We start from the raw sequence: 9,073 nt of genomic DNA, 5'->3' as shown, positions 1-9,073 counted from the left end.
GGCGTGCGGGTAGCGGCGGAGCAGGATCTCGCGCACCCGTCGCGGACCGTCAGGGTCGCCGCCGAAGGCCAGCTCGGCGAGCTGGTGGGCGGCGGCCGAGCGGGACACCGTGGCACGCGGCCACGAGGGCGCCCTCGACGACCACGGCGACGCCGTCCTCGCCGAGGCCCGCCGCCATCACGCCGAGGCCGAGGAAGCCGTACGCCGCACCGACCAGGAGGCCCAGACCCAGGCCGCCGAACTCCTCCAGCAGGCCCAGGCCACCGCCGACCGCGTCGCCGCCGAGGCCGAACGCCTCGTCCGCGACCACGAGGAGCAGCGCGAGGCACTGCGGGCCCGCATGGAACACATCCGGACAGCGCTGGCCGCCCTCACGGGGCGGGGCGTGGTGGGGGTGCCGGCGGCCCCGGAGGCCGAGGCCGCCCCGGAGGCCCGGACCGCGCTGCCGGGGGCTCGGCGTAAGCAGCCGGGGGGCGGGGCGGAGCCCGACGTGGCGTAGGGGGAGCGGGAGCAGTGCCAGAGGGCCCTGGGCCCGCCCCCTGCCCGGAACGGCCCGCCGCCCCGTGGCGTGCGGCGGTGCATGACAGGGGTGGTGCCCGGTTCAGGACGTGCGCCGGCCCAGGAAATCGCTGACCGCCGCAGCGAACGCCGGAGGATTGTCCACCCAGGGGAAGTGGCTGACGCCCGGCAGGACCGTCAGCCTGGCGTCCGGGAAGCGGGCGGCGTAGGAAGTGACGACCTCGGGTGGGGAGTTGAGGTCGAGTTCGCCCGCGACGAGGAGGACCGGGCGGGTGAAGGCGGCCAGGGCGGCGCGGGTGGCGGGTGGGTCGAAGGCGCCCTCGGAGCCGTAGATGGCGGCGGCCTCGGTGCCGCGCCAGGGGGTGCCCAGGGCGCGGTGGGCGCGGGCCTCGTCGTCCCAGCGGGCGTACATGAACGGGGCCATGGCCTCCCAGGAGGCGGGCGTGGCGCGTCCCGCCGCCACCTCCTCCAGTGCCGTGTACGCCTCCGGGAACCACGGCTCGCCCTCGCGCAGCCGGGCCGTCGCCGCGCGGACCGGCCCGGGCACGTCCAGCCCGACGGCGAAGGTGCTCGGGGTGGCCAGGATCAGCCGGTCGACGTGGTCCGGGTGCCGCTCGGCGTAGCGGACGGCCAGGTTGGCCCCGGCGGAGTGGCCCAGCAGGTCGACGCGGTCCACGCCAAGGTGGCGCCGGAGCGCCTCCACGTCCGCGACGAGGCGGTCGCAGCGGTACGAGGCGGGGTCGGCCGGGACCCCGGAGGCGCCGGTACCGCGCAGGTCCAGCCCGAGCAGCCGCCGGTGGGCGGTGAGGCCGCCGAGGTCACCGAGGTAGGCGGCGGGGTGGAACGGGCCACCGGGCAGGCAGACGAGGGGCGGGCCGTCGCCTGCGGCGTGGCAGGCGAGCGGGGTGCCGTCGGGGGCGGTGAAGGTGGGCATGGGGTGGGATTGTGCCACCGGTCCGGGAGTGGGACCCGGTCCCTGCTCCCGGCCTGCGGTACCTACGGCCTGGACGGCAGGTCGTTGATGCCGTGCTGGCAGCCCCGCTTGAACGCGTTCCGGTCGGCCTTCTCCTCGTACTGCTCCTTGGCCCAGGTGGCGCAGTGGAAGATCTGGCCGAAGAGGTCACCGCCGAGGGTGCCCCGGCGTTCCTGGCCGTGGGCGTACCCGGCCTCGTAGGGGCTGTCGGCGCCGCATCCGGTGAGCAGGAGGGTGAGGGCCGCGACGGCGGAGGTGGCGGCGGTGCGACATCTCAACGTGTCTGTCTCCTCGGGCTGTTGGAGGTTCTGGTGACAGGTCAGAGGGCCAGCCTCCCACGACTCCCTCGACGTGGCGGGCCGCCTCGGGGTGGGTGACGACGTGCAGGGTGCGCAAGGGACCGGCCTCCTGTGCGTGGGGTCTCCCCATCTTCCCTTTCCGCACGCCCAGTTGTGGCCCCACGGTCACCCCGCGCTCCCGTGGTTCGGCGAGGGTGAGTTGGGCATGTCAAATCTGCCTGTGTCCGTGTGTCATCCCCCCACCGTCCTCAGGAGGACGTCTTGAATACGGGTTCCCGCATCCGCAGAGCCGCGTTCACCCTCGCCGCCGCCACCGGGCTCGTCGTCGCCTTCGCCGGCAGCGCGCACGCCGACCCGCCCGCCGCGCTCCCGGCCAGTGCCGACGCGCTGGAGCAGACGTACCAGCCGGCCTACGACTACGACACCGACGGCTGCTACGCCACCCCCGCCATCGGTCCCGACGGCACTCTCAACGGCGGACTCAACCCCTCCGGCGCCCTCAACGGGCAGTGCCGGGACGCCTGGGACCTCGACAACACCAACACCTACTCCCGCGCCAAGTGCGACGGTGACTGGTGCGCCGTCCTCTACGGCTCGTACTTCGAGAAGGACCAGGCGGTCGCGGGGAGCGGGCTCGGCGGGCACCGGCACGACTGGGAGCACGTGGTGGTCTGGGTGAACGGCGGCGAGGCCCGGTACGTGGCCACCTCGGCGCACGGCGGCTTCAAGGTGCACGACCGCGACGCCATCCGCTGGGACGGCAGCCACCCGAAGATCGTCTACCACAAGGACGGCGCCAGCACCCACTGCTTCCGCGCCGCCACCGCCAACGACGAGCCGCCGGAGAACCACCAGGGCACCTGGCAGTACCCGGCCCTCGTCGGCTGGGAGGGCTACCCCGCCGGTCTGCGCGACAGGCTGAGCCAGCACGACTGGGGCAGCGCCAACTTCGGCCTGAAGGACGCCGGTTTCGGCTCCCACCTGGAGAAGGCGAAGCCCTCGGGGATCGACTTCGACCCGTACGCCTGACGGGGCGGGGTCTGGGTGAGTGGCGGGCCGGGCTCTCTAGGCCCGGTCCGCCCGCTCCTTCCGCTCCCACTCCCGTGCCAGCAGCGACCACACCTCGATGTCGAGGCGTTCGCCGCGGTAGGAGGAGTGTTCGCGGAGGGTGCCGTCGAGGGTCATGCCCAGGCGCTGGGCGGCGGCGCGGCTGCGGGTGTTGCGGGGGGTTGTCCTCCATTCCGCGCGGTTCAGGCCGCGGGTGGTGAAGGCGTGGGTGAGGAGGTGGCGGGCGGCGGCGGTGATCAGGCCGAGGCCCTCGCCCGCCGGTTCCGACCAGACGCCGATCTCGCAGGTGCCGCCGGCGGCGTCGAAGCGGACGAACATGACGCCGCCGACCAGGGTCCCCTCGCGCCAGATGCCGAAGACGCGGCCCCGGTCGGCCGCCTGCTTGTCGGCGTACGACTGGAGGGTGGCGCGGGCCGAGTCGAGGTCGGTGGAGTAGGTGGCCCAGGGGATCCACGGGTCGGTGTGGGCGCGGGCCCGGTCGATGTGGGCCAGGAACTCGGGGGCCTGCCAGGGTTCCAGGGGGCGCAGCTCGGCGCCGGGGGCGAGGGGTATGGCGTACACGGCGGGTCCTGGGGGCTAGGTTCTGTCGTCAAATGTCACGTCCACATCAGGAGCGATGCGAGGGTGACGGCTGCTTCGTAGGACTGGGCGGTTTTGTCGTAGCGGGTGGCAATGCCGCGCCACTGCTTGAGGCGGTTGAAGCACCGTTCCACGACGTTGCGGTGCTTGTACGCCTCACGGTCGAAGGCCGGCGGGCGGCCACCGCGGCTTCCTCGCCGGGCCCGGTTGCGGACCTGGTCGGCCCGCTCGGGGATCGTGTGGGCGATGCCCCGACGGCGGAGCCAGGCGCGGATCGCTTTCGAGCTGTAGCCCTTGTCGCCCAGGACGTGGTCGGGCCGAACGCGGGGACGGCCGGGTCCGATCCGGGGCACCCGGATCGCCTCCATCACGGCGGTGAAGCGGGTGCAGTCGTTGGTGTTGCCACCCGTGACGACGAAGCCGAGCGGACGGCCCCTGCCGTCGCAGGCCAGGTGGATCTTGCTGGTCAGGCCGCCTCTGGACCGGCCGAGGGCCGGGTCGCGGAGCCCCCTTTTCGAGCCCCCGCCGCATGCTGGTGAGCTCGGACGACCGTGGAATCGACCGACACCAGCCACTCGATGTCGCCCGCCGCGTCCGCCTTCGCCTGCGCGGCCCGCAGCATCCGGTCGAACGTCCCGTCCGCCGCCCACCTGCGAAAACGCGTATGCAGCGTGGCCCACGGTCCGTAACGCTCGGGCACATCCCGCCAGGCCGTTCCGGTGCGGAACTTCCACACGATCCCGTTCAGGACCCTGCGGTCGTCCAGCCGCTTCCGCCCCCGCGACGACTCGGGCAGCAACGGCCGGACGAACTCCCACTCGGCATCGGACAGTTCATGACGACGTATCACGACACCATGATCCATCACGGGTGATCATTTGAAGACACTGCCTAGGACAAGACCGATCACTCCGGGGAAAGGTTGCGCGGCACGGCACGGGCCCTCGCGGGGCCGCGGCACGGCGGGTCCGGTGGTGACGGGCATTCCCGGCGAGCCGTGCCATGCTCGGCGGCCGTCGGACCGGCGAGCGGGACGAGGAAGACCATGGCCGACGCGGAGCAGGTCGCGGAGCGGTTCCACGCGGCGTGACGGCGGCGGTGTCCCGTGCTGGCTGCCCGCGCCCAGGCTTCGGACAGCGGTGTGCGGCCCGCCACCGGCGTGACCCGGTGGCGGGACCGCGCCGGGCTCAGCCGCCGACGTATGCCGCCAGATGCTCCCCCGTGACCGTCCCCCGCTTCTCGGCCAGTTCCGCCGGGGTGCCCTCGAAGACCACGCGGCCGCCGTCGTGGCCGGCGCCGGGGCCCAGGTCGATGATCCAGTCGGCGTGGGCCATGACGGCCTGGTGGTGTTCGATGACGATGACGGTCTTGCCGGCGTCGACGAGGCGGTCGAGGAGGGCGAGGAGCTGGTCGACGTCGGCGAGGTGGAGGCCGGTGGTGGGCTCGTCCAGGACGTAAATGCCGCCCTTGTCGGCCATGTGCGTGGCGAGCTTGAGGCGCTGGCGTTCGCCTCCGGAGAGGGTGGTCAGGGGCTGGCCGAGGGTGAGGTAGCCGAGGCCGACGTCGGCGAGGCGGGTGAGGATGCGGTGGGCGGCGGGAGTGCGGGCCTCGCCCTCGCGGAAGAACTCCTCGGCCTCGGTGACGGGCATGGCGAGGACCTCGCTGATGTCCTTGCCGCCGAGGTGGTGTTCGAGGACGGATGCCTCGAACCGCTTGCCGTCGCACTCCTCGCAGGTGGCGGAGACCCCGGCCATCATGCCGAGATCCGTGTAGACGACGCCGGCGCCCTTGCAGTTGGGGCAGGCGCCCTCGGAGTTGGCGCTGAAGAGGGCGGGCTTGACGCCGTTGGCCTTGGCGAACGCCTTGCGGATCGGGTCGAGGAGGCCGGTGTAGGTGGCCGGGTTGGAGCGGCGGGAGCCGCGGATGGGGCTCTGGTCGACGGAGACGACCTCGTCGCTCCCGGGGATCGAGCCGTGGATGAGGCTGCTCTTGCCGGAGCCGGCGACGCCGGTGACGACGGTCAGGACACCGAGCGGGATGTCGACGTCGACGTCCTGGAGGTTGTGGCGGTCGGCGCCGCGGATCTCCAGGGTGCCGGTGGGCTTGCGCACCTCCTTCTTGAGGGTGGCGCGGTCGTCCAGGTGGCGGCCGGTGAGGGTGCCGGAGGCGCGCAGCCCCGCGACGGTGCCCTCGAAGGAGATCGTGCCGCCGCCGGTGCCGGCGCCCGGGCCGAGGTCGACCACGTGGTCGGCGATGGCGATCGTCTCCGGCTTGTGCTCGACGACGAGCACGGTGTTGCCCTTGTCCCGCAGCCGCAGCAGCAGGCCGTTCATGCGCTCGATGTCGTGCGGGTGGAGGCCGATGGTGGGCTCGTCGAAGACGTACGTGACGTCGGTGAGGGACGAGCCGAGGTGGCGGATCATCTTGACGCGCTGCGCCTCGCCGCCCGAGAGGGTGCCGGCGGGCCGGTCGAGCGAGAGGTAGCCGAGGCCGATCTCCACGAAGGAGTCGAGGGTGTGGCGCAGGGCGGCCAGCAGCGGCGCGACCGAGGGTTCGTCCAGGGTGGCGACCCAGTCGGCGAGGTCGGTGATCTGCAGGGCGCAGGCGTCGGCGATGTTGAGTGCGCCGATCCGGGAGGAGCGGGCGGCCTCGCTGAGGCGGGTGCCCTCGCACTCGGGGCAGGCGGTGAAGGTGACGGCCCGGTCCACGAAGGCGCGGATGTGCGGCTGCATCCCCTCGCGGTCCTTGGAGAGGAAGGACTTCTGGATCTTGGGGATGAGCCCCTCGTAGGTGAGGTTGGTCCCCTCGACCTTCACCTTGGTCGGCTCGCGGTACAGGAAGTCCCGCATCTCCTGCTCGGTGAAGTCGCGGATGGGCTTGTCGGGGTCGAGGAAGCCGGAGTCGGCGTAGAGGCGGACCGTCCACCAGCTGTCGGACTTCCAGCCGGGGATGGTGAAGGCGCCCTCGCTGATCGACCTGGAGTCGTCGTAGAGCTGGGTGAGGTCGATGTCGGAGACGGTGCCGCGGCCCTCGCAGTGCGGGCACATGCCCCCGGTGCGGGTGAAGCTCTGCCGGACGGTCTTGCTGTTGCCGCGCTCCACGGTGATGGCGCCGTGGGCGCGGACCGAGGGGACGTTGAAGGAGTAGGCGTTGGGCGAGCCGATGTGCGGGTCGCCGAGGCGGCTGAAGAGGATGCGCAGCATCGCGTTGGCGTCGGTGGCGGTGCCGACGGTGGAGCGGGGGTCGGCGCCGAGCCGCTGCTGGTCGACGATGATCGCGGTGGTCAGCCCTTCCAGGACGTCGACCTCGGGGCGGGCCAGCGTCGGCATGAAGCCCTGCAGGAAGGCGCTGTACGTCTCGTTGATCAGCCGCTGCGACTCGGCGGCGATGGTGTCGAAGACCAGGGAGCTCTTGCCCGAGCCGGAGACGCCCGTGAACACCGTGAGCCGGCGCTTGGGGATCTCGATGCTGACGTCCTTGAGGTTGTTCTCCCGTGCGCCGTGCACGCGGATCAGGTCGTGGTGGTCGGCGGCGTGCGGCGCGGCCGACGGCGCGTCCTGCCTCGTGGCCCTGGTCATCGTCTGGTCTCTCCCCTGGCTGGCGATGCGTGGCGATGCTTGGCGATGCGTGCGTGTCGGTGCGGGCTTCTCAGCGCCGTTCCTGGATGCGGATGAGGTTGCCCGCGGGGTCGCGTACGGCGCAGTCGCGGACGCCGTAGGGCTGGTCGGTGGGCTCCTGGACGATCTCCGCGTCACCCGCGACCAGCTTCTCGAAGGTGGTGGTGAGGTCGGGGGTGGCCAGCAGGATGCCCCCGTAGGTGCCCTTGGCCATCATCGCGTCGATGGTGCGGCGTTCGTCCTCGGTGACGCCCGGGTCGGCGCCCGGCGGCAGCAGGACGATGGCGGAGCCGGCGCCTCCGGGCGGGCCGACGGTGATCCAGCGCATGCCGCCGTAGCCGACGTCGTCCCGGACCTCCAGGCCCAGGAGGTCGCGGTAGAAGGCGAGGGCGGCCTCCGGGTCGTTGTGCGGGAGGAAGCTCGCGTGGACGGTGAGGTGCATGGGGTTCTCGGCGCTCATGGGCCTCACGCTAGGCGGGCCGCCCGGTGCGCGCTTCTCGATTCCTGACCGGTTCCGCGCCGCCGCCCGCGGCCTTCCCGCCGGGGGAGCTCCCCCGGGGCGGCCTGGCCTTCCTGAGCGGCCTGGTCACCTGCTTCGCCACGCACGCCGGCATCCCTTCGATGTTCTGCCCGGCCAGGTCCTGCCGCTCCCGGAAGACGCTGGGCGGAACCCCGACCAGCTCGGTGAAACGGCTGCTGAACGTCCCGAGCGAGGAACAGCCGACCGCGAAGCAGACCTCGGTGACGCTGAGGTCGCCGCGGCGCAGCAGGGCCATCGCCCGCTCGATCCGCCGGGTCATGAGGTACGAGTACGGCGGCTCGCCGTAGGCCAGCCGGAACTGCCGGCTGAGGTGGCCCGCCGACATGTTCACGCCCCGGGCCAGCGCCTCCACGTCCAGCGGGCGCGCGTACTCCCGGTCGATCCGGTCGCGGACGCGCCGCAGGAGCGCGAGGTCGCCCAGGCGGGGCGCCGGGGGCGGGCTGGTGCTCATCCTCCGGATGATGCCACGGCGGGGGTGGGGGCGGGGGCCGAGCCGCAGCCTCCGCTTACCGGCTCATCCTCGCCCGTACGTCTCGCGCCACCGGCGCCGGTGGGCGGCGTCGCCCTGACCCGCGCCGCCGAGGGCGAGGAGGGCGGTCAGCGGGGTGCCCGTGTTCCACAGGCCGAGCAGGTCGCGGTGGACGGCGGTGATGCGGTGTTCGGCGGCGAGGGCGAGGGCGGCCCTGCCGAACGGGCAGGTGGCCGCGAAGACGGCGACGTCCGCACGGTGGTGGAGCCAGGCCGTGCCGAGGAACTTCTGCATGTCGCCGCTGGGCACGTACCGGTGCGGGGCGTAGTGCTTGCACTGGATCACCAGGCGGCGTCCGTCGGGGAGGGTCGCGGTGATGTCGGCGCCCAGGTCGCCGGCGCCGCCGGTGACGACCACGTCCCGGCAGCCGTCCCGGCGGCAGAGGGCGGCCACGTGGTGCTCGAACTCCTGCCAGCTCAGGGCGTCGACCTCGGCGAGGCTCGCGGCGCGGAGCGCCGCGGGTTCGTGGGGGCGGCGCTCGCCGCGCCGGGGGAGGCGGTCCGTGTGGTGGAGCCACCACAGGGCTGTGGCGGAGGTTCCGATGGCGGCCGCCACCAGGACGTACGGCCAGATCACCGACCACGTCATCGCCAGCAGGGCCGCCGTGGCGGCGGCTGCGCCGAGCCTGGTCCTGGTTTGCGGGGCCCGGCGTGCAGGGCCCCGCCGGGCCGGCCTCCGCTGTGCCGGGCGCCGTTGTGCCGGGCGTCGGGCCCCGCGCCTCGTCGCCATGCGTCCTCCCCCGTCCCTGCCGTGCGTGTGCGCGGCCGTCGGCCAGTCTGCGCACGGGGTCCCGGGGGCGAAAGGGCGCCCGGCTCGCCAGGTGGCGCGAAACTGGCCCGGGCTTCGCGCCGCCCGCGCCGGTCATGAACTGGCCTCAGCTTTCTCGCCATCACGGTCGCCGACGTCGCGAGCATCGCCGAGCGACGCACCGACCGCATGCTCGACATC

Annotated in this window: 10 protein-coding genes and 1 pseudogene; 2 read left to right on the top strand and 9 right to left on the bottom strand. The window is 73.1% G+C overall.

The annotated features are described in order from the left end of the window. Positions 1–109: 109 nt before the first annotated feature. Entirely contained in the window at positions 110–499 is a 390-nt protein-coding gene (locus tag ABZ863_RS34510; RefSeq protein ID WP_358543882.1) for a hypothetical protein, read from the top strand. 102 nt (positions 500–601) lie between these two features. On the opposite strand, the gene ABZ863_RS34505 is transcribed toward ABZ863_RS34510, so the two are convergent. Then, the gene (locus ABZ863_RS34505; RefSeq protein WP_023421902.1) at positions 602–1,453 is read right to left on the bottom strand and encodes an alpha/beta hydrolase; all 852 of its coding nucleotides are present in this window, start codon (positions 1,451–1,453) and stop codon (positions 602–604) included. Between the two features lie 62 nt (positions 1,454–1,515). Then, the gene (locus ABZ863_RS34500) at positions 1,516–1,770 is read right to left on the bottom strand and encodes a hypothetical protein (protein WP_023417541.1); all 255 of its coding nucleotides are present in this window, start codon (positions 1,768–1,770) and stop codon (positions 1,516–1,518) included. A 300-nt stretch (positions 1,771–2,070) separates the two neighbouring features. Between ABZ863_RS34500 and ABZ863_RS34495 the strand changes: the two genes are divergently transcribed. Beyond that, positions 2,071–2,820, top strand: coding sequence for an NPP1 family protein (locus ABZ863_RS34495; RefSeq protein ID WP_358543885.1), 750 nt, complete (start codon positions 2,071–2,073; stop codon positions 2,818–2,820). Positions 2,821–2,856: 36 nt separating this feature from the next. On the opposite strand, the gene ABZ863_RS34490 is transcribed toward ABZ863_RS34495, so the two are convergent. The 7 genes and pseudogenes from ABZ863_RS34490 to ABZ863_RS34460 form a co-directional block, all read right to left on the bottom strand. After that, on the bottom strand, positions 2,857–3,420 hold the full coding sequence (locus tag ABZ863_RS34490; RefSeq protein WP_023421900.1) for a GNAT family protein: 564 nt from the start codon (positions 3,418–3,420) through the stop codon (positions 2,857–2,859). 35 nt (positions 3,421–3,455) lie between these two features. Then, positions 3,456–4,303 (bottom strand): annotated as a pseudogene (locus ABZ863_RS34485) (IS5 family transposase). A gap of 41 nt (positions 4,304–4,344) precedes the next feature. Next, positions 4,345–4,593 (bottom strand): hypothetical protein, encoded by a 249-nt coding sequence (locus ABZ863_RS34480; protein ID WP_358543879.1) that lies wholly within the window; start codon positions 4,591–4,593, stop codon positions 4,345–4,347. A gap of 32 nt (positions 4,594–4,625) precedes the next feature. Then, on the bottom strand, positions 4,626–7,016 hold the full coding sequence (locus tag ABZ863_RS34475; RefSeq protein WP_358543877.1) for an excinuclease ABC subunit UvrA: 2,391 nt from the start codon (positions 7,014–7,016) through the stop codon (positions 4,626–4,628). 70 nt (positions 7,017–7,086) lie between these two features. Then, positions 7,087–7,497, bottom strand: coding sequence for a VOC family protein (locus ABZ863_RS34470; protein ID WP_003949514.1), 411 nt, complete (start codon positions 7,495–7,497; stop codon positions 7,087–7,089). Between the two features lie 28 nt (positions 7,498–7,525). Then, positions 7,526–8,047, bottom strand: a complete 522-nt coding sequence (locus ABZ863_RS34465; RefSeq protein WP_358543875.1) for a helix-turn-helix transcriptional regulator — start codon at positions 8,045–8,047, stop codon at positions 7,526–7,528. A 63-nt stretch (positions 8,048–8,110) separates the two neighbouring features. Continuing rightward, on the bottom strand, positions 8,111–8,854 hold the full coding sequence (locus ABZ863_RS34460) for a restriction endonuclease (protein WP_358543873.1): 744 nt from the start codon (positions 8,852–8,854) through the stop codon (positions 8,111–8,113). Between the last annotated feature and the right edge of the window lie 219 nt (positions 8,855–9,073).

This window comes from Saccharomonospora sp. NPDC046836 (assembly GCF_040645195.1).
GTDB lineage: Bacteria > Actinomycetota > Actinomycetes > Mycobacteriales > Pseudonocardiaceae > Prauserella_A.
Note: the sequence above shows the minus strand (reverse complement) of the source record. Positions and strands in the feature narration are given on the sequence as shown.

Excerpts from the sequence above, each read along its gene's own strand:
- ABZ863_RS34505 (WP_023421902.1), bottom strand. The coding sequence starts at position 1,453 with ATGCCCACCTTCACCGCCCCCGACGGCACCCCGCTCGCCTGCCACGCC.
- ABZ863_RS34475 (WP_358543877.1), bottom strand. The coding sequence starts at position 7,016 with ATGACCAGGGCCACGAGGCAGGACGCGCCGTCGGCCGCGCCGCACGCC.
- ABZ863_RS34465 (WP_358543875.1), bottom strand. The coding sequence starts at position 8,047 with ATGAGCACCAGCCCGCCCCCGGCGCCCCGCCTGGGCGACCTCGCGCTC.
- ABZ863_RS34470 (WP_003949514.1), bottom strand. The coding sequence starts at position 7,497 with ATGCACCTCACCGTCCACGCGAGCTTCCTCCCGCACAACGACCCGGAG.
- ABZ863_RS34460 (WP_358543873.1), bottom strand. The coding sequence starts at position 8,854 with ATGGCGACGAGGCGCGGGGCCCGACGCCCGGCACAACGGCGCCCGGCA.